The organism is Brevundimonas phoenicis, from assembly GCF_047237745.1.
Classification (GTDB): Bacteria; Pseudomonadota; Alphaproteobacteria; order Caulobacterales; family Caulobacteraceae; genus Brevundimonas.
Genome location: NZ_JBDFLN010000001.1, coordinates 412,352 through 435,631, shown reverse-complemented (window position 1 = coordinate 435,631; position 23,280 = coordinate 412,352). Strand labels below are relative to the sequence as shown.

General features: G+C 66.2%; 28 protein-coding genes and 1 pseudogene. 2 read left to right on the top strand and 27 right to left on the bottom strand.

All coding sequences use genetic code 11. The features are described 5' to 3' along the window. Positions 1–11: 11 nt before the first annotated feature. The 21 genes and pseudogenes from ABC419_RS02100 to ABC419_RS02000 form a co-directional block, all read right to left on the bottom strand. A complete protein-coding gene (locus ABC419_RS02100; protein ID WP_008827607.1) occupies positions 12–293 on the bottom strand; it encodes a VirB3 family type IV secretion system protein in 282 nt (93 codons plus the stop codon). After that, positions 293–625: a TrbC/VirB2 family type IV secretion system protein gene (locus tag ABC419_RS02095; RefSeq protein WP_037455233.1), complete on the bottom strand. Its 333-nt coding sequence runs from the start codon at positions 623–625 to the stop codon at positions 293–295. The genes ABC419_RS02100 and ABC419_RS02095 overlap by 1 nt, the downstream gene beginning before the upstream one ends. Further along, entirely contained in the window at positions 622–1,557 is a 936-nt protein-coding gene (gene trbB, locus ABC419_RS02090) for a P-type conjugative transfer ATPase TrbB (protein ID WP_409516131.1), read from the bottom strand. Before trbB ends, ABC419_RS02095 begins: the two co-directional genes overlap by 4 nt. A gap of 217 nt (positions 1,558–1,774) precedes the next feature. Beyond that, positions 1,775–2,206 carry a hypothetical protein gene (locus ABC419_RS02085; RefSeq protein ID WP_037520549.1) on the bottom strand — a complete coding sequence of 144 codons (432 nt, stop codon included), beginning with the start codon at positions 2,204–2,206 and terminating at the stop codon, positions 1,775–1,777. Between the two features lie 9 nt (positions 2,207–2,215). Then, positions 2,216–4,201 (bottom strand): conjugal transfer protein TraG, encoded by a 1,986-nt coding sequence (locus ABC419_RS02080; RefSeq protein ID WP_125999909.1) that lies wholly within the window; start codon positions 4,199–4,201, stop codon positions 2,216–2,218. A 26-nt stretch (positions 4,202–4,227) separates the two neighbouring features. Beyond that, entirely contained in the window at positions 4,228–5,967 is a 1,740-nt protein-coding gene (locus ABC419_RS02075; protein WP_125999908.1) for a relaxase/mobilization nuclease domain-containing protein, read from the bottom strand. 244 nt (positions 5,968–6,211) lie between these two features. Next, positions 6,212–6,973, bottom strand: a complete 762-nt coding sequence (locus ABC419_RS02070; RefSeq protein WP_125999907.1) for a lytic transglycosylase domain-containing protein — start codon at positions 6,971–6,973, stop codon at positions 6,212–6,214. A gap of 3 nt (positions 6,974–6,976) precedes the next feature. Further along, positions 6,977–7,324, bottom strand: coding sequence for a DUF736 domain-containing protein (locus ABC419_RS02065; protein WP_125999906.1), 348 nt, complete (start codon positions 7,322–7,324; stop codon positions 6,977–6,979). A gap of 46 nt (positions 7,325–7,370) precedes the next feature. Continuing rightward, the gene (locus ABC419_RS02060; RefSeq protein ID WP_125999905.1) at positions 7,371–7,916 is read right to left on the bottom strand and encodes a S26 family signal peptidase; all 546 of its coding nucleotides are present in this window, start codon (positions 7,914–7,916) and stop codon (positions 7,371–7,373) included. Continuing rightward, entirely contained in the window at positions 7,913–8,434 is a 522-nt protein-coding gene (locus tag ABC419_RS02055) for a DUF2840 domain-containing protein (protein ID WP_125999904.1), read from the bottom strand. Before ABC419_RS02055 ends, ABC419_RS02060 begins: the two co-directional genes overlap by 4 nt. Then, the gene (locus tag ABC419_RS02050) at positions 8,431–8,685 is read right to left on the bottom strand and encodes a hypothetical protein (RefSeq protein ID WP_125999903.1); all 255 of its coding nucleotides are present in this window, start codon (positions 8,683–8,685) and stop codon (positions 8,431–8,433) included. Before ABC419_RS02050 ends, ABC419_RS02055 begins: the two co-directional genes overlap by 4 nt. After that, a complete protein-coding gene (gene parA, locus ABC419_RS02045; RefSeq protein WP_125999902.1) occupies positions 8,682–9,320 on the bottom strand; it encodes a ParA family partition ATPase in 639 nt (212 codons plus the stop codon). Before parA ends, ABC419_RS02050 begins: the two co-directional genes overlap by 4 nt. 208 nt (positions 9,321–9,528) lie before the next feature. Then, on the bottom strand, positions 9,529–10,416 hold the full coding sequence (locus tag ABC419_RS02040) for a replication initiator protein A (protein WP_125999901.1): 888 nt from the start codon (positions 10,414–10,416) through the stop codon (positions 9,529–9,531). An 11-nt stretch (positions 10,417–10,427) separates the two neighbouring features. After that, positions 10,428–10,712, bottom strand: coding sequence for a helix-turn-helix transcriptional regulator (locus tag ABC419_RS02035; RefSeq protein WP_037520534.1), 285 nt, complete (start codon positions 10,710–10,712; stop codon positions 10,428–10,430). 126 nt (positions 10,713–10,838) lie between these two features. Further along, the gene (locus tag ABC419_RS02030; protein ID WP_125999900.1) at positions 10,839–11,435 is read right to left on the bottom strand and encodes a DUF2285 domain-containing protein; all 597 of its coding nucleotides are present in this window, start codon (positions 11,433–11,435) and stop codon (positions 10,839–10,841) included. A 31-nt stretch (positions 11,436–11,466) separates the two neighbouring features. Then, positions 11,467–11,601: pseudogene (locus ABC419_RS02025) on the bottom strand (transcriptional regulator domain-containing protein); the annotation flags it as partial. 118 nt (positions 11,602–11,719) lie between these two features. Next, a complete protein-coding gene (locus ABC419_RS02020) occupies positions 11,720–11,983 on the bottom strand; it encodes a DNA -binding domain-containing protein (RefSeq protein WP_037520533.1) in 264 nt (87 codons plus the stop codon). A gap of 120 nt (positions 11,984–12,103) precedes the next feature. Next, positions 12,104–12,346 carry a helix-turn-helix domain-containing protein gene (locus tag ABC419_RS02015; protein ID WP_037520532.1) on the bottom strand — a complete coding sequence of 81 codons (243 nt, stop codon included), beginning with the start codon at positions 12,344–12,346 and terminating at the stop codon, positions 12,104–12,106. A 185-nt stretch (positions 12,347–12,531) separates the two neighbouring features. Further along, positions 12,532–12,858, bottom strand: coding sequence for a DUF736 domain-containing protein (locus tag ABC419_RS02010; protein WP_037520531.1), 327 nt, complete (start codon positions 12,856–12,858; stop codon positions 12,532–12,534). A 562-nt stretch (positions 12,859–13,420) separates the two neighbouring features. Next, positions 13,421–13,864, bottom strand: coding sequence for a hypothetical protein (locus ABC419_RS02005; RefSeq protein WP_037520530.1), 444 nt, complete (start codon positions 13,862–13,864; stop codon positions 13,421–13,423). Positions 13,865–14,002: 138 nt separating this feature from the next. Then, a complete protein-coding gene (locus tag ABC419_RS02000; protein ID WP_164546176.1) occupies positions 14,003–14,170 on the bottom strand; it encodes a hypothetical protein in 168 nt (55 codons plus the stop codon). 313 nt (positions 14,171–14,483) lie between these two features. Here ABC419_RS02000 and ABC419_RS01995 point away from each other — a divergent pair, with 313 nt between their 5' ends. After that, entirely contained in the window at positions 14,484–14,693 is a 210-nt protein-coding gene (locus ABC419_RS01995) for a hypothetical protein (RefSeq protein WP_125999898.1), read from the top strand. 73 nt (positions 14,694–14,766) lie between these two features. Here the strand turns inward: ABC419_RS01995 and ABC419_RS01990 are convergent, their stop codons facing one another. The 4 genes from ABC419_RS01990 to ABC419_RS01975 all read right to left on the bottom strand — a co-directional run bounded on the left by ABC419_RS01990 (position 14,767) and on the right by ABC419_RS01975 (position 21,975). After that, entirely contained in the window at positions 14,767–15,693 is a 927-nt protein-coding gene (locus ABC419_RS01990) for a DUF2493 domain-containing protein (protein ID WP_037520527.1), read from the bottom strand. Between the two features lie 319 nt (positions 15,694–16,012). Next, positions 16,013–17,059: a DUF7146 domain-containing protein gene (locus ABC419_RS01985; RefSeq protein WP_125999897.1), complete on the bottom strand. Its 1,047-nt coding sequence runs from the start codon at positions 17,057–17,059 to the stop codon at positions 16,013–16,015. Then, positions 17,059–21,381, bottom strand: a complete 4,323-nt coding sequence (locus ABC419_RS01980) for a strawberry notch-like NTP hydrolase domain-containing protein (protein WP_288077399.1) — start codon at positions 21,379–21,381, stop codon at positions 17,059–17,061. The genes ABC419_RS01985 and ABC419_RS01980 overlap by 1 nt, the downstream gene beginning before the upstream one ends. Before the next feature lie 156 nt (positions 21,382–21,537). Then, a complete protein-coding gene (locus ABC419_RS01975) occupies positions 21,538–21,975 on the bottom strand; it encodes an antirestriction protein (RefSeq protein ID WP_125999894.1) in 438 nt (145 codons plus the stop codon). 239 nt (positions 21,976–22,214) lie between these two features. Between ABC419_RS01975 and ABC419_RS01970 the strand changes: the two genes are divergently transcribed. Continuing rightward, on the top strand, positions 22,215–22,574 hold the full coding sequence (locus ABC419_RS01970) for a hypothetical protein (protein WP_206435108.1): 360 nt from the start codon (positions 22,215–22,217) through the stop codon (positions 22,572–22,574). Positions 22,575–22,580: 6 nt separating this feature from the next. On the opposite strand, the gene ABC419_RS01965 is transcribed toward ABC419_RS01970, so the two are convergent. Together ABC419_RS01965 and ABC419_RS01960 are read right to left on the bottom strand one after the other, a co-directional pair. Next, complete coding sequence (locus tag ABC419_RS01965) at positions 22,581–22,817, bottom strand: DUF6117 family protein (protein ID WP_125999893.1); 237 nt, start codon at positions 22,815–22,817, stop codon at positions 22,581–22,583. Next, positions 22,814–23,227: a hypothetical protein gene (locus tag ABC419_RS01960; RefSeq protein ID WP_125999892.1), complete on the bottom strand. Its 414-nt coding sequence runs from the start codon at positions 23,225–23,227 to the stop codon at positions 22,814–22,816. Before ABC419_RS01960 ends, ABC419_RS01965 begins: the two co-directional genes overlap by 4 nt. Positions 23,228–23,280 lie beyond the last annotated feature (53 nt).

The window sequence follows — 23,280 nt, the reverse complement described above, 5'->3', positions numbered from 1 at the left end:
CGCGTCGCTCCTCAGACCGACAGGTGGCCGGGGATGCGCAGATGCTTGCGCACGACGTCGACGAACTGGGGATCGCGCTTGGCGGCCCAGACGGCCGCGAAATGCCCGACGGCCCAGAGGCCGAGGCCGACCAGCCAGAGGCGCAGGCCGAGGCCGAGCGCGGCGGCCAGAGTGCCGTTCAGGATGGCCAGCGAACGCGGCGCGCCGCCGAGCAGGATGTGCTCGGTCAGCGCCCGGTGGACCGGGACTGAGAAGCCCGGCAGTTCGCCGCCATGATCCGCGCCGTCGGCCATCAGACGAGCGCCCCGCCGCCGAACGAGAAGAAGGACAGGAAGAAGCTCGACGCGGCGAAGGCGATCGACAGGCCGAACACGATCTGGATCAGCTTACGAGCGCCACCGGACGTATCGCCGAAGGCGAGCGTCAGACCGGTGATGATGATGATCATCACGGCGATGATCTTGGCGACCGGCCCCTCGATCGATTCAAGGATCGACTGAAGTGGCGCCTCCCACGGCATCGACGAACCCGACGCATGGGCGGCCGGCGCCAGGGCGAGTGTGAGGAAGGTGACCGACACCGCCGTGGCGATGTGGCGGCGGATGCGCAGGGCATGCTTAATCATGACGGTTCTCCTGTGACGGGCTGGCTTGCGGGGGTGACGCGGTAGTCGCCGTCGGGGCCGAGGCCCTCGATGCGGGCGAGTTCGGCCAGGCGGCGCGACGCGCCCCGGCCGGAGAGCACGGCGACGAGATCGATCGTCTCGGCGATCAGCGCGCGCGGGACGGTAACGACGGCTTCCTGGATGAGCTGCTCCATGCGGCGGAGCGCGCCGATGGCGGTGCCGGCGTGGATGGTCCCGACGCCGCCGGGGTGGCCGGTGCCCCAGGCCTTTAGGAGGTCCAGCGCCTCGGAGCCGCGCACCTCGCCGATGGGAATGCGGTCGGGGCGCAGGCGAAGCGAGGAACGGACGAGATCGGAGAGCGAGGCGACGCCGTCCTTCGTGCGCATCGCGACGAGGTTGGGTGCCGCGCATTGCAACTCGCGGGTGTCCTCGATCAGGACGACGCGATCCGAGGTCTTGGAGACCTCGGCGAGCAGTGCGTTGGTGAGCGTGGTCTTGCCGGTCGAGGTGCCGCCGGCGACGAGGATGTTGCGCCGATCGGCAACCGCCTGGCGCAAGGTCTCGGCTTGAGCCGCCGCCATGATCCCGGCGGCGACATAGTCGTCGAGCGTGAACACGGCGACGGCCGGCTTGCGGATCGCAAAAGCCGGCGCGGAAACCACGGGGGGCAACAGCCCCTCGAACCGCTCCCCCGTCTCGGGCAGTTCGGCCGAGACACGCGGGGCACCCGGATGAACTTCGGCGCCGACGTGATGGGCGACGAGGCGGATAATGCGCTCGCCGTCTGACGGCGACAGTCGCTCACCCGTATCGGAAAGCCCCTCGGAAAGCCGGTCGACCCAGAGCCGCCCATCGGGGTTGAGCATCACCTCGACGATCGCGGGATCTTCCAGAAACGTGGCGATCGCGGACCCGAGGGCTGTGCGCAGCATGCGCGCACCGCGAAGGATCGCTTCCGATTTCTGGTGAGTGGCCGCCACGTCGTCCCCGTTCTCTTGCGGGACCGCGACATGCGGCCCTGGATCGGGGATGAGTAGAAGAGGCAGAAATCATGGCCTGACAACAACCATAATGTGGTCGTCGTACTGTGGCGTACAAAGACAGGGAAACGGCGGAACGCCCGAATACTTGCGATGCGTAGATCAGTGATTATTCCGCGTCGCGCGCGGGAATGTCTTCCGCGATTTCCTGCCTGAGCTTCGGTCCTTGCGCGAGTCGTCGGCCAAGGGCGGTGACGAAAGCTTCGTAGCGCTCGGCGGCCTTGGCGCGCGCCGCAACCTGTGCCGGCTCTGGCAGTGGCGGATTGGACGTCAGCCAGAAGCGAATGAACACGGCGAGCGTCTCGACTGAAATGCCAAGATCGCGCTCCATCCGCGCGATGCGACGATCGAGCTGGTCGAGCCGCTTAGTGGTGGCCGCCTCTTGCCGTTCCGCGGCATCAGGCGACAAGAAGGAGGCGATGCCTGCTTCTGCGACCAGCGACAGGGATAGGTCTCGCCGCGCGGCGTGCGCGGCGAGCGCCTTCATCACATCGGGATCGAGATAGACCGACAGCCGCTGTTTCTTGAGAGGCTTCGTCACGGCCGCCCCCTACAACTCGATCCCGTCGCCCGGGTCGAGCGATGCCTGACGGGCGACCTGGCGCATGGTCTGGGTCATGCGGCTGAGGCGCGCGGCATCCTCCTCGACGTCATCCCGAGGATCGATTTCGAACTCGTTCTCGATGACTGCCTTGCGCTCGACGGTCTTCGTTCGGCTGAGTTCGGGCTGATGGCGACGCTCGGATTCTGTCGGATCATCGTCCGACGCCTCCTGCGCGGCGATCGGTGCGTGGAGATCGGGCGCTGACGGCAGCGCCAATTTGCTCCAGTCGTCGGCTTGACCTGTCCTCGGCTTCGTCAGGGTCGGCGGAGCCAAGATGCGCTCCTGAAGCCGCTGATCCTCATAATATCGCGCTTTTTTCGCCCGGATCGGCGGAATGCCGGCGACCATGACGATCTCATCGGAAGGGGGAAGCTGCATGATCTCCCCCGGCGTCAGAAGCTGTCGGGCGGTCTCAGAGCGCGACACCATCATGTGGCCGAGCCAAGGCGATAGCCGGTGGCCGGCATAGTTCTTCATCGCCTTCATCTCGGTGGCGGTGCCGAGCGCATCCGAAACGCGTTTCGCGGTCCGCTCGTCATTTGTCGCGAAGCTGACCCGAACATGGCAGTTGTCGAGGATCGAGTTGTTCGGACCGTAGGCCTTCTCGATCTGGTTCAGGGACTGAGCGATTAGGAACGCCTTCAGGCCGTAACCCGCCATGAACGCCAGGGCGCTCTCGAAAAAGTCGAGGCGGCCCAGCGCGGGAAACTCGTCGAGCATGAGTAGCAGCCGATGGCGGTTGCTCTTGGCCTGGAGATCCTCGGTCAACCGGCGTCCGACCTGGTTGAGGATCAGCCGGATCAGTGGTTTGGTCCGGTTGATGTCGGATGGCGGGACCACGAGGTAGAGCGTGGTCGGATGCTTGCCGCCGACCATGTCGGCGATGCGCCAGTCGCAGCGCCGGGTGACCTCGGCCGCGACGGGATCGCGATACAGGCCGAGGAAAGACATCGCAGTCGACAGCACGCCGGATCGCTCGTTGTCGGATTTGTTGAGCAGCTCGCGCGCCGCGCTGGCGATCACCGGGTGCGGGCCCGCGTCGCCGAGATGGGCGGTCTTCATCATCGCCGCGAGCGTCGACTCGATCGGCCGCTTCGGATCGGACAGGAAAGCGGCGACGCCGGCGAGGGTCTTGTCGGCCTCGGCATAGAGGACGTGGAGGATTGCCCCGACCAAAAGTGCGTGCGACGTCTTCTCCCAGTGGTTCCGTTTCTCGAGCGAACCTTCCGGGTCGACCAGAATGTCGGCGATGTTCTGCACGTCGCGGACTTCCCATTCGCCGCGTCGCACCTCGAGCAACGGATTGTAGGCGGCCGACTTCGCGTTCGTTGGATCGAAGAGCAGCACGCGGCCATGCCGAGCGCGATAGCCGGCGGTCAGCGTCCAGTTCTCGCCCTTGATGTCATGGACGATCGCCGAGCCCGGCCAGGTCAAGAGCGAGGGCACCACCAGGCCCACGCCCTTGCCGGAACGCGTCGGCGCGAAACACAGCACATGCTCGGGGCCGTCATGTCGAAGATAGTCACGCTCGTGTTTGCCGAGCACGACACCATCTGGACCGAGCAGGCCCGCGGCCTTCAACTCGTCAGGGCGCGCCCAGCGGGCCGAACCATAGGTCTCGACGTTCTTCGCTTCGCGTGCTCGCCACACTGACATGCCAATCGCGACCGCGATGGAGATGAAGCCACCCGACGCGGCGATATAGGCGCCTTCGACGAAGATCGGCGGCGCATAGGCATCGTAGAAGTACCACCACCAGAAGAAGGCGGGCGGATAGTAGATCGGCCATCCGGCGAGCTCGAACCATGGCTGCCCGAGCTGGGGTTGGAAACCGAAACGGTAGGCAGTCCATTGCGTCGCGCCCCAGGTCGTCATCAACACGATCAGGAAGACGGTGAGGATCTGGCCCCAAAGAATCTTCGTCGCCGACATGGCGGGGCACTCCTTTCTTGTTTGGGCTACATGCCGAGGCCGCGATTGCGGCCGAAGCTCCAGTCGACGCCGCCGCCTCCGCGCGAGACGCCGGAGATGTGCTGGCCGAGCTGGCGTTCGAGGGATGGCGACCAGGGCACGAGCTGGAAGCCGAGGCCGTCGTCGATCATGGCGAAGCGGCCCGAGGCGAGCGCGAAGCGCTGCCGATAGGTGCCCGCCACATAGTCGCCCGTTCCGGCCTTCGTGAATGTCCGCCCGGTCTCGGCAGTGAGCTTCTCCCCGAGCGCTTCGACCTCGCGTTGGCGCAACTGGTCGATCAGCCCCGGAGCAAAGCTAACGCCGCGCGACTGCCGCTCGGCGAGGCCCTGGCTGATGAGATGGTCGGCACGGCGGTCCATCGCCTGACGCACCTCCGCGCCAAAGCCGCCACTTCCGAGCGCGACGGGATCGCGCGCGATCGCCTGCCGGTCGAGCCAGGTGGCGCCGACCGCACCGATCTGCCGTTCGATGTCGAGATCGGAGCGGATGGCGAGAGCGACGCGGCGCCGACCCTGCGCGTCATCGAACTTGCGCAGCTCGACGATCGAGCCTGGGGCGCTGTCGCCAGCGGCATCGAGGTCGGGCAGTCTGATGTGGTGGGTGCGCCCATCGGTGCCGTCGACCACGGCATAGGCCGTACCCTTCAGCTCGTCATCGAGACCGCGATCGACAAGCCGGCCGATGACCGGATCGTCGATGCTCTCGCCAGCGAGCACGTAGCTCGCGGCGCCGCGCTCGATGCCGCGTTCGGTCAGGCCGCGGTGGATGCGCTTGATGATGTCGCCGCGCTCGCCAAGCGCGCGCAGCGTCTTCTCGGCATTTTCCGATACGACCCACTGGCCGGGACCGACCTGATCGGCGAGGCCGAGTGTCTCCAGCTTGCGCAGCCGACCGACCTTCAGCGCGTGGAATTCGTCTGGCTGCCGATCGGGATGTGGGGCGAGGTCGGCGACGCCAGTGCGATAGCTGTCGCGGGCGATCTGGCGATCGAGATCGGTCCAGCGTTCCGCCTCGACCTGACGCCCCAGGTTGCGCCGGATCTCCTGCTCGGTGCGCGGCCCCAACTCCTGGGTGACGAGATCCTGCGCGCGGGCGCGCATGCCCTCCTTGATGTAGTCGCGGGAGATCACGAGGTCCTGGCCGTCATCGGTGCGCCCGCGCAGGATGATGTGGACGTGCGGATTGTCGGTGTTCCAGTGATCGACGCCGACCCAGTCGAGCCTACTGCCGAGGTCTTTCTCCATCTGCCCCATCAGGTCGCGGGCATAGGTCTTGAGGTCGGAGATCTCCGTCGCGTCCTCGGGTGAGACGATGAAGCGGAAGTGATGCCGATCGTCCTGGGTTCGCTCGGCGAAGGCCTTCGGATCGGCGTCCTCGGTCTCGGGACCGAACAGCCGAGCCTTCTCCCCATCCCGGGTCACGCCCTCGCGCCGGAGATAGCTGAGGTGGGCGCTGAGCGGCGCCGAGCGAGTGGTGTGCCGGACGACGCGCGTTTTGATGACGACGTTGCGCGATCGGCTCGTGAGCAATCGGTTGGCCTGCACGGTCGCGCGCTGGCCGCGTCCGAACCGTGAGCGATTGCCCGCGCTGATCTGGCCGGAGCGTGAGACGCGTCCGCCGGCCCGCTGTGCGGCCGCGAGCGCCTGGGCGATGAAGGGCCGTGCCTGCTGCGCTCGGGTCGAGCGGATGCGGCCAGGCCGGATGCGGAAATCGTCCTCGCCGCTCATCGCCGAGGCCCCGCACACCGCGCAATCGCGCGGAAATTCTTGGCGAAATGGCGAATGCGCAGGCTGCGCCGATCAGGCGCACCTCGCGCAAATGCGTCATAAGTCCCTGAAAACACACGACCGCACCAAGCCGCACATCGCCGGCTTTTATCTCGCCATCGTGCGGTTGTGCTGACTGCTCCTCCTCCCCGGACCGCCTTTCGTCCGCCAGAACACGCCACAGTGCGAGGAGGTGCGAACGCGATCATCGCGGGCCACCAGAGACGCTTCGGGCAACGAAAAGGCCATCGGGGCGCGAAGCCACCGGGCCTTGATCGCGCTCCGGGGCCGCCGTCGTGGTGGCGTCTGACTCTCCCTCAGACTGCAACGGCACGGCAGGTCCACTGCCGGCCGACTGCACGACGAAGAGCGGCGCCCGCGTCCAGGCGAGCGGATCGGCGGCCGCCACCGTGACGGGTCCGGTGAGTTCACCGCCGCCGACAATGGAGGCAAGCGTCGCGACATAGGCGCGCGTTTCAGCCGGCAATGGGCGGCCCGCGAGATACTCTTCGTAGCGGCCCGGGCCCGCGTTGTAGGCCGCCAGAAAGCCGGGCGATCCGTAGCGATCATGCATTTCGCGCAGATACGCAGCCCCGGCCAGAATGTTGTCGCGCGGATCGTAGGGATTGCCGCCGAGCCGATGCCGGACGCGCAGTTCGGCCCAAGTGGCGGGCATGATCTGCATCAGGCCCATTGCGCCAGCCGAAGAGATGGCGCGCACATCGCCTGCGCTTTCGACGCGCATGACGGCGCGTATCCAGGCTTCTGGAATGCCGAACCGCTGCGCCGCCTCGGCGATGTAAGTGCCATAGGGATCGCTGCGTGATGGCCGCTCGACCTGCGCCTGCTGGGCGTAGGCAGTGCTTGCGGCCGGTGCCGCGAGGATCAGGCCGGAAAGGAGAAAGAGGGCTGCACGTCGGAGGGCGATCCTCCCTCCGACGACAGGCTTGATGCGCGCGGCGGGCATCGCTCAGTCCCGCTCGCCGCGCTTCGGCGGTCGATTCCAGTGCAGACTCCAGGCGGACTTGTCGTCGGCCGACTGGAACAGGTTGGCGCGGATCGGGTGGTCGAAGGTCGGATCGTCGAGTTGCAGCGAGACGTAGTCGCCGGCCTTCTCGCCGGTGCGCTTCCAGCCCGCGCCGATCTCCGCGCCGGTTTCGTTGCTCATGGTGTCGAGCACATGGACGCGGTAGTCCGGCGCGTTCTCAGCGTCGGACGGCTCGGCCGCGACGATGATGATGTCCTGATGCAGCGACAGCGTCGTCAGATGGCCGATGAAGCCATCATTTTCGCGTATGAATTGTCCGATTACGGGCATTGCTCGTCTCCTTCAGAGTGCGGTGGACAGGGTCATGGGCGCGCCGTCACCGCGTCGGCGCGCGCCAGACGAAGCGGCCATCGCCGTCCTCGTCGGTGTAGAGAGGGGTGGCCCGGCCGATCACGGCGGTGGCCGGAAGCGGCCCGAAGTAGCGACCGTCGAGGCTGTCGCGGACTTGCCAGTTCATCAGGAACAGCTCGCCGTTCGCGACCAACCGGCAGCCCTGCCACACGGGGAGCGGGCGACCGCGACGATCACGATCGAGCGCGTCGCCCATCGGCACGCCGTCGACGGTGATGGCGAGCCCGGTTCGGCAAACGCGCTGACCCGGGACCGCGGCGACGCGCTTCAAAAGCGGCGAGCCGCGCGGCAGGTAGCCGCCATCGGACAGGAAGGTTGCGAGCGGCTCGGGCGCGTCGACGGCCACCAGATCGGTCACGTCGAGCGCGCCCACATCGCCGATTGTGTAGAAGCCGACCGGCGTGCTGGCGGACGCGTTCCAGATTAGGCGCGGCGCGAACGAAGCGATCGAAGCCACGCCGATAAGCGAGACGGCCGCCGTCGTGACGATGGCGTAGGTAAGCCGGGTCATGCGCCGATCTCCCGACGCAGGAGAAAGGCGCGATGCTGGCGAGGACCATAGGCGCGCGGTGTTTCGCCGATGGTCATCCGGTTGTGGACATGGCGCCAATGGTCCGGCGAGACCTCGATCGGGTCGATGCCGCGCGCCTCGATGGCGTCGATGAGCTGGAGCATGCGCTCCACCTTCGGCCAGCCATCGACGTGCAGCAGGACCTCTGCGCCGGGCGTCACCGTCGGGACGGTCTGACACGGCGCGTCGCACTCGACCGTGCGCAGGATGTCGAGGCGCGAGACCACGGTGCCGTGTTCGTTCGCCGCCCAGCGCACCAGCGCGAGGACGCTGCCGGGAGGGAAGAAGAGGATGCGGCGGCGGCGGTCGAGGATCTGCTCGCGCCGCTCGCGACCGAAGCGGACCCAGTGCTCCGTCTGCTTCTCGATCCAGACGAGTTCGACCTGGGTGAACGCTTCGGGCGGCGGCTCGGCGGCAGCACGGCCGACGCGTTTTGGCGCGGCGACAAGGCCGGTCATTGTCCTTCTCCTGACGGGGGTGGGAATTCGCGCTCGAACAGCGCACGCAGCATGTCGGCGACGGTCTGGCCGTGCTGGAAGGCGGTGATCTTGATGCGGCCCCGCATGTCGGCGGTTACGTCGATCGTCAGCCGGGCCGAGAAATCCTCGGCGGGCTGGCCGCGGGGCGCGTGGCGATCGGGCGCCTTGATCCAGCTTTCGGGATCGGCGGGACGCGCCGCAAAGCTGCGCTTCGGGGACCGCTCGCTCATGCGCCGATCCTCGCGACTTCCGCCGCGAGCGCGGCGATCTCGCGCGCGCCAGGGCAATCCTCGTCCTGCTCGGCGGCGAGCCGGCCGGTCTGCACAACGTCGGCAAAGACGATGCGCTGGCCGATTGTGGTCGAGAGCAAGGGCGGGTCGTGATCCGCCAGCGTTTCGGCGGTCTCGCGCGCCAGGATCGTGCGGGCAGCGCACCGGTTCAGCACGAAGCGCGCGGCGAGCTGGGGGCGATAGATGCGGGCCTCGCCGAGCAGCGCCAGCATTTCGGCCGACGCCCAGCCATCGAGCGGCGACGGCTGAACCGGGATCAGCACGAGATCGGCCGCGAGAAGCGCCGAGCGCATTAACCCCGCGACACGGGGCGGGCCGTCGATCACGACATGGTCGACGTCGCGGGACAGCTCCGGCGCTTCACGGTGGAGCGTGTCGCGGGCCAGGCCGACGACACCGAACAACCGCTCCAGCCCCTCCCGGCTGCGCTGTTGCGACCAGTCGAGGGCCGAGCCCTGTGGGTCGGCGTCGATCAGCGTGACACGCTGTCCACGGCGAGCCCATTCGCCGGCGAGATGGAGGGCGAGCGTCGTCTTCCCGACACCGCCCTTCTGATTGAGGAGGGCGACGATCATGACGGTCTCCCGGCGATCGGGGACTCGTCCACAGCGGCCGAGAACGGCCGTTGCGTTAGAAAGATTCCGTAGGAATCTAGGTTAGATAAGTTACGGGGCTCGCAAGCTGCTGATTCAGCGCGAGGAATCGACGATTCCGGTCCCCGATAGCACGAGAGTCCGGTCCCCGATGGCACGATAGTGCCGGTCCCTGATAGCACGACACTATTCACAGCTTATCCCCAGGGTGAGATTTGGTCCGGCGACGACGGCGCGGGATGCCGAGGGCATCCGGATCGGTCGGCACGAAGGAGAGGATTTCCGGACCGCCGACGCCCTGCTCGATGGTCAGGCGGTAGCCGGGGAGCGGCTGGCGTTTGACGATGTCGCGGAGGTCGTAGGCGAAGTGCTTGAGCGGCGAGAGGCTGCCGGACTTCGAATGGAGATGCGGGAAGTCGAAGCTCCAGCCGAACTCCTGGCGACCGCCGTGCTTGCGCACCAGGCGGTAGAGCCAGCGTTCGAGCCCGCCGGTCAGGCCGAAGTAGTTTCGGTCGATCGTGAGTACGAGCGCGTCGTCCAGCACGGCGCCGTAGAACCAGTCGGGGACTATCAGTTCGAGCCCGAGCGGGCGGCCTCGGTGATCGGCGCGTTCCTTCCACTCGTTGATCCAGGAGAAGCGGTGCATCCGCCGCTCGGTCGGCTGACGGATGGACGTCGCCACCGTGGTCGACTGAAGCCGATCGAGTGCGGCCTTCAAGCGGTCGTAATCGCGCAGCGACACGCCACGACCGATGAAGTTGAGGATTTCATAGGGAGTGGTCGCCATTAGGCGCGACGGCCGCAGGCCGAGGTCGCGTGCTTCGACGATCTGCGAGGCGGCCCAGATCAGGACGTCGGCGTCCCAGATCGTCGCCATGCCGTGCTCGGCGACGGCTTCGACGCGAATCTTCACCGAGCCTGCCTTGAAGTCGATCGGCGCCAGGCGCTTCGACTTGGCGAGCGAGAAGAATGGATAGGCCATGAGGTCCTGCGCATCGCGGGGCGCAAGATCGCCGGGCAGCGCCCGGAACAGATCGAGCTGCGCACGCTCATCGCGATGCTGGTGGCGGGACGGCATGGCGCGCCGTCTCAGCGCGGAAAGCGCCCGCCGGCGGTGGCGGGAGATTTCGGCTGACGCTTGGCGGGCAGAACAGTGCCTGCGCGTGGATCGGAGGTGGAGGTCACGAGACCCTGGTCCGCCCAGGCCTGGAGGTCTTCCACCGCATAGACGACGCGACCACCAAGCTTGCGATAGGTCGGGCCGGTTCCGTAGGTACGGTGCTTTTCGAGCGTGCGCTCGGATAGGCCGAGGAACCGCGCGGCTTCCTGCGTTCTGAGATAGCGCTGCGGAATACTGGCGGCTATTTCGGCCATGATCGCACCTCCGTGTGCTCGCTGGTTGCCGCTGCGAACGAGCGGCGGGATGCGAGCACCGTGGCGGGAGGCCGGCGCGTTCGACAGGAACGGAATTAGGAAGTTATTTTCGACACCGAGGGCGTGTCATCGCGAGCGACGCGGAAGCCGAAGGATTTTGCGGTAGCCGCCACGGACGAACGCCAGGCCGTCCCGGGCAAGGCGGACCGTCGTCTCGCGGACAGGGTTCTCGACCCAGGTTTCCGAGTCGTGTTTGAGGTTCGGGAAGAGCTGCGCGGCGATCTGGCGGTAGCTCGCTCCTGCGACACGGGCGTCGACGACGCGGAGCATCAGGCGAGCGCGCCGCTGGCGCTGCGGCGTGACTCGGGGGTCGGCGGGCGCACGCCGGTTCTTGATGGCGGCCCAGAAGCGCGCCAAAGCGGTGAGGCGGTCCGGCAGCAGATCATCGAGAATGAGAAGCGCGGCGAGCGCTTGGCGGCTGGACAATGCGGTCAGCGCGACGTCAAAGCTTTCGCGTCGCATCTCAAGCCGGACGAGCGCCTCGTCATACTGAAGGATTACATGGGCGTGCACATCTTCAGCGGTGAACGGGGGACCATCGGGCGCTGGGCCTGTCGTCAGGATGATCGCAGCCGGATCGACTTGCGGGGTCCAGAAGATCGGCTGGATTAGCGCCGAGTTGCGCGGGTCGGCGACGAAATCGCAACCCCCATTGGGCGGCAAACTCGCGCGCGGCGCTCTCGCTCAAGCGCCCGACGGCTATCAGCTCCCGATAGGATTTTCTGTAGTCTGGGTTGCGCCGCAGAAACTCCCAGGCAAGATCACCGGGCGTTAGCGCATCGATGTAATCGTAAGCGGCCTCAGACCGCCAGCTTTCGTCCTCGGACATCCTCCACCGCCTCCGCGCAATAAGACGCAACGCGAGTTATGCATGGGGCACGATTCCAAGTTGAATGAGGCTTGGGAATAACGAAGGTGGATCAAGGTGATGCGCGTTCCGCATCACCTCAGTGCGCGCGGGAGCCAAGGAACTCGCAGAAGCCGCCCTGCGTCATCCATCTGGCGCGTTCAAGATGTGCGTCGTAGACCTGCCGAGCGCGGGGCTCGTCCCGATCGGCCTCGAGGTCGAAGAGGACTTTAGCCACCTCTCGCCAATCCGCCCCTTGCGCCTCGGCATCGAGCAGACGGGCGTAGAGCTTTAGATGCGTCCGATCGTAGGCCGTCAGCGCCGCGCCGCCCGGTGGCTGGTCGAGAAAGTCCGTCTTGGTCACAACATCCCCCGAAGACGCGGTTTATCCATTCCGGGAAACATTGTTAACGCTGATTTGATCGCAATGATGAAGCGGGCAACACATGCGCGACGTCGTCGCGTTGCCGCGATAACCGGAAAATCAGGCGTCTTTCTTAGCATCGACCAACAGCACTCCCTTGCCCTGGTCGGAGTTCAGGAAGACGATGCCGGCGCGTTCGAAAGCTCGTCTCACCTCATCGCGAGTCGTCTCGTACACCTCCAGCCCGCTATGGGATTCGAGGCGCTTGAGAGCGGTCAATGAGACCCGGGCCTTGTCCGCGAGCGTCTCCTGTGTCCAACCCAGCAACGCGCGTGCGGCCCGAAATTGTCGGGCGGTGATCATGCATGATCACCTCCCACACGGTCCTACGCGCACGCTAAAACTACGACTATAATAGTCGCTCTCGCCTCTGAATTCCAGCAATTTCGCCCTCGGCGAGCGGACTGCCGGTGTCGAAGCCGCTGCCTGATTCGGTCGTTCGAGAATGCGAAGGCCCCGGCCTTCCGGCCGGGGCCTGACGCGGGTCCTCAGTCGCTGCGCCGCCCGTTGGGACGGGACCAGATCAGCGAGTAGGTGTCCGCGTCCTCGTCGTCGAAGAGGTTGGCGTAGATGGGGCTGTTGAACGAAGGGTCGTCCAGCTTGAGGCCCAGATAGTCGCGGCCCTCGTTGGAGCGCTTGGTCCAGGCGGCCCCGATCTCGGCACGGCCGACCAGAACCCGGTGGCTCGGAGCGTTTTCGCCGGTGGCGCGGGTGTCGGGGACGATGCGCACGCCCTTGGCCTGGACGCTGAGGGTGACGATTTCGCCGGTGAACTCGTTCGAGACGGTCTTCTTGAAGGTGCCGATGGTCGCCATGGTAAGTCTCCGTTTTTCCGTATTCGAGCCCGCACCATTGCGGCCTCGATGGCGATCGGTTGGCCGGAGGCGATCGACGGCGCACCCCGAAGGGGCTGGACAGCTAAGGAGGGGTTTCTTGTCCCGCGAGGAATGGCGGCGTAGCCGGCAGGGGAAGAAAGTCTGACGCGGCTGTTGCGTCATAGGCGATCGAGGCGCAGCCGGCCTTCGGCCAGATCAGGCCATTGAAGAGGCCGTTTGGAGCGGTTGAGACACGGGCCAGGAAACGGAGAAGATGGCGGCCACCCTGCATCGGCATACCGGCGCTGATGCGGGACCCCCTGGCGATTGCCCCCTCGTACAGGCAAGTCGCGCTGCATCCTCGCCGTCGCCGCTATCGGAGGGATCGTGACGCCCGGTAGCAGGTCGCGCACGCCGATGCAGTTGCCCCGGAGCGCTTTAGCGGGGTCGTGCGCAGGGTCTAGCGTCGAGTTTCGCTCCACGCTCCAGCCACACGCGCCTCAGACTGCGGAGGCGTTGGCGCCAACGTGATTTTGGTCCGTCGCATCGGCGCTGAATGTGGTCAGGCTCGCGCGAGGCCCGGACCGGATGGGGCGGGGGCCGTCGCCATCCCGGCGACCCGCACGAAGGCGGTAATGCCAACGGCAATCGCGCCGATGATCGAGAAGGCCATCTGCCAACCGTCGGACGGCATGAGGTGTTTGACGATGCCGTGGGTGGCATGGAAGCCGGCGAGCGCGGCCGGGGCAACAAAGGCGATGGCGACAAGCAGCTTCAGCCAGATGGGTCGCACGAACGCGATCATGAGGTTGCCGATGGCAAGAGTGATCGCCGCAGCGACCAAGCCGACAAGAATGGCGCCCACGATGCCGGCGCCGGTGCCGTGCGCCCAAGCGCCGACGGTCACGCCGACGAAGGCCGGCAATGCGAAGACGGCGAGAGTGAACAGCAGCCAGCACAGCGCGGCAATAGCGGCGAGCGAGGCGAGAATTGCGAGAATGATCATGGCGGTGGACTCCGTGACGATTGGTCTGACGGTCGCGCCTTCCACCACCACCACGGCGCATGGCAACTGTAGCCGAAATGCGTCCGCGCCGGGAGCGGAAATCGCTGAGGATCTCCGCCCGGCAGCGGATCGCGCCGGTTACGGGGCGAAGGGGTCGATCTCATGGATGATCTCCGAGGCGTCCCCGTCGTATTCGCTGGCGGGAGCCACCGACACGGTGCCGTCTCCGGCCTGGAAGATGACGATGGCGGCCATCAGGGTTGTGGCGAGGCTGAAGGCGAAGGCGTGAGCGTCGTTGAGGGACATTTGCTTGGCTCCTGCTGGAGCGGGGGACCATCCCCCGCCGACAGGCGCCCGAAGTGTTCGGCCGTGGACTGCAATCACCGCGCAGGCGCAGCCGCAGCGGCGGCATGCTCGCATAGCCGACCCTTTATGGGTTGATGGCGACAAGTCTGCGGCTGAACCAAGGATCAGCGCTGAAAGGCGGGGGTGGTTCTCGTGTAAGGAGACCAACGTTACTGGCCTCGAACCTTACTCTGCTTTGCTCCAGCCAAGTGCCGCTGGACGAGGATCTAAGATATTCTGCCGACGTCAGGCGTGGTGTCGCGAGGGAGGGCCAATGGCGGAGTTCATAGGTAGAGATCTGCATCTCGTGAAGAAGGCTCTCGCGATCGCCGTGTTGGCCATCGAACGTCAGCCGGGTCCCTTTCAGTCTTCCTCCGACCAGGCGGATATGAAGACGCTGCTCGATGCGCTGATCGAGAGCGATACTGAGCTCGCGCACTATGCGCGATCCGCCCGGATAGCAGTGACAGGCAAGCCGGACTGAAAGCGGCTTTGCGAGAATACGCCAACGCGCTTCTGCGGGATGGCATCAATGCAGAGAAACGTAAGGGCGGCGCTTAAGCGCCGCCGAATTTCCAGACTGGGATGCCGAGCTTCTTCGCCTTGTCGGCGAGGTTGTCCTGAATGCCGGTGCCCGGGAAGTGCATGACCCCGATCGGCAGGACGTCGAGCATCTGATCATTGCGTTTGAACGGAGCGGCCTTGGCGTGTTTGGTCCAGTCTGGAGCAAATCCGACCTGCGGCACCTTGCGATGGTCGGCCCAGCGGGAGGCGATCTTCTCGGCGCCCTTCGGTGACTTGCCGTGGATCAGCACCATGTCGGGATGCTTGGCGTGGACCTGGTCGAGCTTGGCCCAGATCAGCGTGTGATCGTTGAAATCGAGCCCACCGGTGACGGCGATCTTAGGACCGGCCGGAAGCAGAACCTCGTTGTCGGCACGCTTCTTCGCGGCGAGGAAGTCGCGGCTGTCGATCATTGCCGAGGTAAGGTTGCGATGGTTGACCATCGATCCGCTGCGGGGACGCCAGGGTGAGCCGGTGTGCCGTTCGTAGTGCTCCGCGGCCTGGTCGCGCATCAGCTCGAAGGCATTGCGACGTTCGATCATCGTCTGCCCTTCGGCCGTCAGGCGCTCCAGCTCGACGGCCTTCACCTCGGAGCCATCCTGTTCGCGTTGCCCACGGCGCTGCGCCTGCTCATTGTCGTCCAGCTCGCGTTCGATCCGGTCGGTGGCGCGGTGGAAGACGTTGACGGTCGACCAGAGGAGGTCGTCGAGGTCGGGCTCGAGGCGGGTGTCTTCCAGGGTGACGATCAGGGCGTCGAAGACATCGGCGATGGCGCCGGCGACGTGGTTTCCTTCGGGCAGCGGCCTTCCGTCGGGTTCGTCCGCGAAGGGACGGTAGCCATAAAGCTGAAGCTCGGAGAGAACGTGGTCGGTGGGGGATGATTCGTGATGCGGCTCGTAGCTGTCGTCGTGCTCGCTCATCGGGATGCTCCTTCGTCGGTGTGACCGCGACCCTCGCGGCCTTCTGGCGACGAAAGCCGGCAGGCGGTCCGGACCTGCACCCGGAGCGAAGCGAGAGGGCCGGAGCGCAGCGGAGGACGGCGGAGGCCGGCTATTTTGTTTCGCGATGGAAAGGCCCGAAGGGGCGCCGGAAAATAGTCGGGCGCCGACGTTGTCGGTCCGGGCCGTTTGCTGGCCGATCGCCCTCTCGAAGGCCGGGTTGCGGCTCTCCCCGACACCTGGGAGCATCCGAGCGAGTGCTAAGCGACGGCGTTGCCGCCACCAGCATTCTCCTTGCGGGCTATGCCGCCAGTGCCATGAAGCGTGCGACGTCATGGGGAGCGATCTGTACCCGCGCCGCTGCCCGCAGGCTTTCCAGTCCAACCAGGCGGAGATCCTCGTTGAAGTCGCCCAGCCTCGGAGACACGACGATCGCCTCGATCCCGGCCGCGTTCGCCCGTTCGATCAGCGTCGCCATCGCACCGTCGCCAGCCGGGTCGTTGTCACGCGCGATATAGAGCCTGCGCAGTGTTTCGGGGAACAGGATGGCGGAGAGATGCGCTGCCGAGAGCGCCGCCGCCATGGCCATTCCGGGCAAGACGCATCGCAGCGACAGCACCGTCTCGATGCCTTCGCCCGCCGCCATGACGTCGCCCGGTACACCGAAGCGGACCGCGTGACCGAGAAGGTCGCCCATCGCTCGCCTCGGTGTGTCGATCGGCGCTTTGTCCGAGCCGTCTGGGGCGAGCCAGGTGCGATGCGCGCCAGTGATCCGGCCAGCCAAGTCGGTGACGGACGCAATCATCGCCGGCCAGGTCTCGGTCGGGGAATGCTCGTCAGGGCGATAATAGCAACGGGGGTGGAACCGCAGTGATCCGGTGCCGTGCAAAGCCGTAATCGCACGTTCCCGCAGATACGTTTCCACGACAGTGCCCAAAATCGGCTGCGACATGCCGATGAGCCTTCGCGCCGCTTCGGGCGATCCCGTTGGGGCCGGTAGTCTGCGCTCGTTACCGTGCGGGTGCTCCGGCTCGGGATGTGGCATCGACAGGAAGGTGCGCGCCTCGTCGGCGACATCCTTGAAGTCGATAAGGCCGCAGCTCTCGCGAATGACGTCCAGCAGGTCGCCATGCTCACCGGTCGCGGCATCGGTCCATTTGCCTGCGGCCCCCTTGCCGGTGTCGCCGCCTTTCAGGCGCACGAACATCGAGCGGCCCGGCGTGTTGCGGACATCGCCGACCAGCCAGTAACGGCCCTCGCGATGTCCGGCCGACAGATAATGACGGCAGACCGCCTCGGCCTGTCGGCCGAGACGTTGCGCCAGTTCGGAAGCATCATGACGGACCATCACGCTGCCTCCCGCTCGCCGATGCGCTCGACGGGAAAGCGCTCCAGCACCTTGGCGAGGATCGACGGACCGGAAGCGTCGGTGGGCACGAAAAAGCGCAGCTTCCACGAGATGATCTCGCTGAACAGGCCATAGGCTCGCAGGCGATCGCGCATCGCGTTGGTGAAGCCGGACAGTTCGATGCGGTTGGCGCCCATGACGCGGACGCGGCGGAGTTGCATAGCCTCGGCGAGGTCGAGGATGGTCCGGCCGTCAATCAATGCCGTGAAGGCGTCCTCCGGCGTGAGCGTGTTGGCGCCCGACGCCAATGCGCCCGCCACCCAGGCCGGCGAGACACGACGGCCGATGATGCGCTCGCCTGCATCGGTCTGAAGCCGATAGACACGGGTCGACTCGTTCGGCAGGCGCTTCCAGATCGGCAGCAGCAATCCGGCGACGATGTGGATCGTGCTGTCGGCGAATTCCGGCACCTCGGCTATCTCGGCCGTCCAAGCCTCCATGAAGCCGTTCCGATCGGTTTCCTCCCAATGGCTCTCGTCCATCGAGCGCAGGGTAGCGTGATGCTGTTCCATCGGGCGGATCAGCGCCACGCGCCGTTCGATCTCGCCATCGTCGAGCATGATCGACGATGCCGTAACCTGCACGGCGGCTCGGCCGGAGCGGCCGTTGACCAGCAGCTTCGCGCGTGGGTCTGCGAGAAAATCGAACGCGGCATCGAGTGAGGTCGGCCGGTTGCGTTCGCGCCGGGTGATCGTAAGCAACTGCGTCTCGGCGCCAGCGCCCGGATGGACATGGATGGTGCGACGGTCGGTGACGACAAAGCTCTCGGCCTGGAGCGTCTCCAGCCCAAGGTCATAGACGCCGCTGGCGACGGCGCCCTCGATCTTGGCGTTCAAGAGCTGCTCGAACGCCGTGAACAGGATGCCCTGCAGGTCGATCGTCAGCGCCAGCAACCGGTTGAGGAAGGTGGTGATCGGCGGCAACTCGTCCTTGATGCCGTTGTCGTCCGTCAGCTTCAGCCCGGTGGCGTTTTCGAACATCTGGAGCGAGCAACCCTCGACCTTGCCGCGGACCAACAGGAGATAGAGCTGGCGCAGCGCATCGCGCGCATAGTGCGATTCCAGATTGTCCTCGGGCCGGAAGAGGCCCTGACCGCCGGTCTGGCGCTGGCCGCGCGTGATTGCGCCCAGCGTGTCGAGCCGGCGTGCGATCGTCGAGAGGAAGCGCTTTTCGGCCTTCACGTCGGTGGCGATCGGCCTGAACAGCGGCGGCTGTGCCTGGTTGGTGCGGTTGGTGCGACCAAGTCCCTGGATGGCGGCGTCGGCCTTCCAGCCGGGTTCGAGCAGGTAGTGGACGCGAAGCCGCTGGTTCCGCGCCGACAGGTCGGCGTGATAGCTGCGGCCCGTACCGCCAGCATCCGAGAAGACGAGGATGCGCTTCAGGTCGTCCATGAAGGCTGAGGTTTCCGCCAGATTGGCCGAAGCGGCGCGGTTCTCGACGGCGAGGCGTTCGCCCCTTCGGACAATGCGACGGGACCTGCCGGTGACTTCTGCGACGATATCCGTGCCGAAGCGCTGGACGATCTGGTCGAGCGCGCCCGGGACCGGCGGCAAGCTGGCGAGCGTCTCGATCAGCTCGTCGCGTCGGGCCACGGCCTCCCGGCTCTCGACGGGCTGGCCGTCCCGATAGACCGGCCGCGACGACAGATTGCCCGCGCTATCGGAGAAGGGCTCGTAAAGCTGCACCGGAAAGGAATGGGCGAGGTAATCGAGAACATACTCCCTTGGCGTTATGTCGACGCGGACGTCGTTCCATTCCTCGGTCGGGATCTCGGCCAGGCGGCGTTGCATCAGCGCCTCGCCGGTCGAGACGATCTGGATGACAGCGGCGTGGCCATCGGCGAGATCCTGATCGATCGACCGGATCAGGGTCGGCGTTTTCATGCTGGTGAGGAGATGACCGAAGAACCGCTGCTTGGCGCTTTCGAAGGCCGAGCGGGCAGCGGACTTGGCCTGGCGGTTCAGCGTGCCGCCATCGCCGGTGATGTTGGCGGCTTGCATCGCTGCGTCGAGATTGTTGTGAATGATCGAAAACGCCCCGGCATAGGCATCGTAGATGCGCGTCTGCTCGGGCGTGAGCTGGTGCTCGACCAGTTCATATTCGACGCCGTCGTAGGAGAGGGAGCGAGAGGTGTAGAGGCCGAGTGAGCGAAGATCACGGGCCAGCACTTCCATTGCCGCGACGCCGCCATCCTCAATGGCTTCGACAAAATCGGCCCGCGTGGCGAAGGGGAAATCCTCGCCACCCCAGAGGCCGAGCCGCTGCGCATAGGCAAGATTGTGGACGGTGGTCGCTCCGGTCGCCGAGACATAGACGACACGCGCGTTCGGCAAGGCATGCTGAAGCCGCAGGCCCGCGCGGCCCTGCTGCGAGGCCGAGACGTCGCCGCGTTCGCCCTTGCCGCCGGCGGCGTTCTGCATGGCGTGGCTCTCGTCGAAGATGATCACTCCATCGAAGTCGGAACCCAACCATTCGACGATCTGCTTGACGCGCGAAAGCTTCTCCCCACGGTCGTCGGACCGTAGCGTGGCATAGGTGGTGAATAGGACGCCTTGGCCGAGGGTGATCGGCTTGCCCTGCGGGAAGCGCGACAGCGGCGTCACCAGCAGGCGTTCCATGCCAAGCGCCGACCAGTCGCGCTGCGCGTCCTCCAGCAGCTTGTCGGATTTGGAAATCCAGACCGCTTTACGGCGTCCGCGCATCCAGTTGTCGAGGATGATGCCGGCCGACTGGCGGCCCTTGCCGGCGCCGGTGCCGTCGCCCAGCATGAAGCCGCGGCGGAAGCGGACGGCGTGCTGAGCATCATCCGGCGCGGCCGAGACGAGGTCGAAGGTTTCGTCAACGGTCCAGGCTCCGGCGAGGAATTCGCCATGGGCCTCGCCGGCATAGATCACGGTTTCGAGCTGGGCGTCGGACAGAATGCCGTCGGTGACGATGCTGGCGGGGAGCGTCGGCCGATAGCTTGGCTTCGGCGGTGCGACCGAGGCCATCGCCGCCGACTGGACCAGCTTGGTCGGGTGCGGCTGCGCGCCGGGAATCCGGATCGCCTGAAGCCCGTATTCCTCATAAATGGCGTCGGTCAGCCGGCCACCCTCGGGCGGCGTCCAGTCGACGGTTTCATAGGCGAGTTCGACGCCCTCTGGTTCGGCTATCGCTCGGCTTGGCGATGATGACGTGGCGCGGGCGAGATAGCCGCGCACGGTGCGGGGCGTCGGTGCGATAGACGCGAGCGGCGGCAGCGCGACCGGCAGGCGCGACGGGGCCTGGGTTTCGATCCAGCCGAGCAGCGTCGCCACATCCTGCGCGAGGCCAGCCGATGGCGGAAACGCGGTGGGGTCGTCGGCAGGTGCCTTGTCGATGACGGTCAGGCGGGTCTCGATGGTCGTGCCATGCTTGGCATAGACCGAGCCGTCGATCGCCGCCGTGAACACGACACGTCCGCGCTGCTGCAAGCGGACAAAGGCGTCGCGCCAGGCAGGTAGCTCAGGCGCGAAGCTGGCGCCCGTGATCGTCACGAGCCGTCCGCCATCGGCGAGCCGGGCGAGGGCCGAGGCTACATGGCGATAGGCCGCGTCGGCTACTCGGCCGCTGACATTCGCCATTACAGAAAAGGGCGGGTTCATCAGTACGACGCTTGGCATAGCGGTCGGATCGAGATGGTCATCGATCTGGGCGGCGTCGAACCGCGTGACGGGGATGGCCGGAAAGAGGGAGGAAAGAAGCGCTGCACGGGTTTCGGCCAGCTCGTTGAGCATCAGCGTCGCACCCGCCGTTTCGGCCAGGACCGCGAGCAGCCCGGTTCCCGCCGAGGGCTCCAGCACACGATCGACAGGTGTGATGGCGGCGGCAGCGAGCGCAGCGAGGCCGAGGGGCACCGGCGTCGAGAACTGCTGGAAGGCCTGCGTCTCCTCAGAACGCCGGGTATGTGTCGGCAACAGGCTCCCGATCTTGGCCAGCATCGTGAGGCTGGCGGCCGGAGATCCCGACTTGCGGAAAACCGCCTTTCCGTATTTGCGCAGAAACAGCACCGTCGCCACTTCGCAGGCCTCGTAGGCCGTCTTCCAGTCCCAGGCGCCAGACGTGTCGGAAGCGTCGAACGCTGCCTCCATCGCGCCGCGCAAGGTTGTGGCATCGACGGGCTCGCCCCGCTCAAGATGCGGAAGCAGGTGGTGGGCCGCAGCGAGGATGGCGGCCGGTGCCGGGCTCGCGGCAAGCGGAGACGGCGCGGCCGGAACGGCCGCGGTTGGGGAAGCGATAGGCATGGAGGGCACCTCGGGAGAGCGGGAAACGGAGGAGCCGGCAGGCGCTCTCTCTCGACCGCACCGGCTCAAACCCGTCCCGGCGAACCTCTTCCTCTGAACGACAGGCATGAAAAAAGCGCCTGACCGGAAGGCCAGGCGCTCGGCGGGTCGCAGCGCTCAATCGATCGCCTGGAAGATCTCGGCGGACTCGGGGTGCTCCGCCGCATAGTCGTAAAGGCGGCTGTATCCCTCCGCCATCAGGTCGACGGGATACTGGAAGGAAAGATGGGAGAAGGCGAAGAGCGTGGCGATAATCCCTGCCGCGCCGGCGGACACCTCGCCTTCATAGCCGTTCGTGTCGCAGATGATCTGAAGGCGGGGCTTCGAGGCTGGCGCGAGGTAAAGCGGCTTTCCGTCGTGCTCATAGAAGTCCCAGAGACCGCCTCGATAATCGCGTGGGCTGAGACGCTCCATGTGGTGATAGACCGTCATCTCTCCGATCAGGAGATGCTGGCGGCCGAAGAGGGTCGGAAGGAAATCCATTCGACGAGCATCCGGCACAAGCAGCGCGGAGCGGTCGAGGGAATATTCGGCGTGGGCTGTCGTCTCGGTCATGGGGGGCACCTCGGGAGAGCGGGAAACGGTGGAGCCGGCAGGCGCTCTCTTTCGACCGCACCGGCTCGAACCCGTCCCGGCCTCCTCTCGCTCTGGCGCGCGCGATGACCTTTTGACCGCTTCGTATTCCGAGGTCGGCCGCGCGCCGCTACACTCCTTCATCCAACACATGGCGGGCGGCGGCGTTGACGATCGAGGACGCGCGTCCGCTTCACCGAGCGAGGTCCAGGGAGACGGCGATGAAGGGAAGTGCGATCGGCATTGTGGCGGCGGGGTGCCTGGTGGTGGGGTTCGGCGCGGGATTCTTCGCGCGACCCCTGATTTCGCCGGGCGGATCGTCGGCCGCGGCCGTCGCCGGCGTCGCGCAGCCGAGCGAGGAAGAAGCGATCGCCGCTGTCCGTCGCCACCGGCTGTTCACGGGAACGTCGCTCGCCAATGCGACGCTGAAGCTTGGCGATTGCTCTCCGGGTGCCGTCGGTCCTGGCGTGACGTGCATGACGCAGCTCACGATGGATACAACGCGGGCCAACGCCACACCGCAGAACCGGCCGGTCGGCTTCGCGCGCGTGAACGGCCAGTGGGAAGTCGCGGTCTGGTAGCGGATATCAATCCGCGATCCCGTCACCGCTATTTGGAGGCGTGTAAGCCTCGTATGGATCGCCGTCGGCGAGATGGCCGAACGGGGTGAACACGTAATCACCATCGTCGCGGCCGACCGCGCAGATGACGTAGCGGGTTTCTCCGGTGGCTGTGTCCGCGCATTCCAAAAGTGCCAGATTGCCGTCCGCTGCTGCGCGAAGCAAAGTTTCGAAATTTTCACGCGCATGATCCGGGATGCTCATGACGCGCCTCCCGCAGCGAGGCGGTCGGCGAGCCAGCGGCTGCTGCTCATCCATTCCACGGTCTGCCCGGTCGTCAGGTCAAGGACATGGGCGCCACCGGAGAAGCCGTCGATACGCGGTTCGGAGGCGACGCCCGCCCATTGGAAGCCCCAGCGTCCGGCCAAGCCGAACGCTTCTGCGCACTGCGTCACGAAGGTGATGAGGAGCTGCGGGTCGGCGGTGCCGGGATCACGCATCCAGAGCCGCGTGGCGCCATGTTCCGGCTCGATCGAGAGCAGGAACGGCTCCGCCGGAGGGTCTTCCGTGGCGTTCTGCGCCATCAGCTCGTTGTAGATGTCGAGCGCGCGCGCGGCGTTCTCGATGGTGCCCACGTCCAGCAGGCACGAGAAGCGTGTGAAATAGTCCGCCATGGCGGTCTCCTGAAACGAAAAGAGCCCGGCGTATGGCCGGGCTCGGGGTGGAT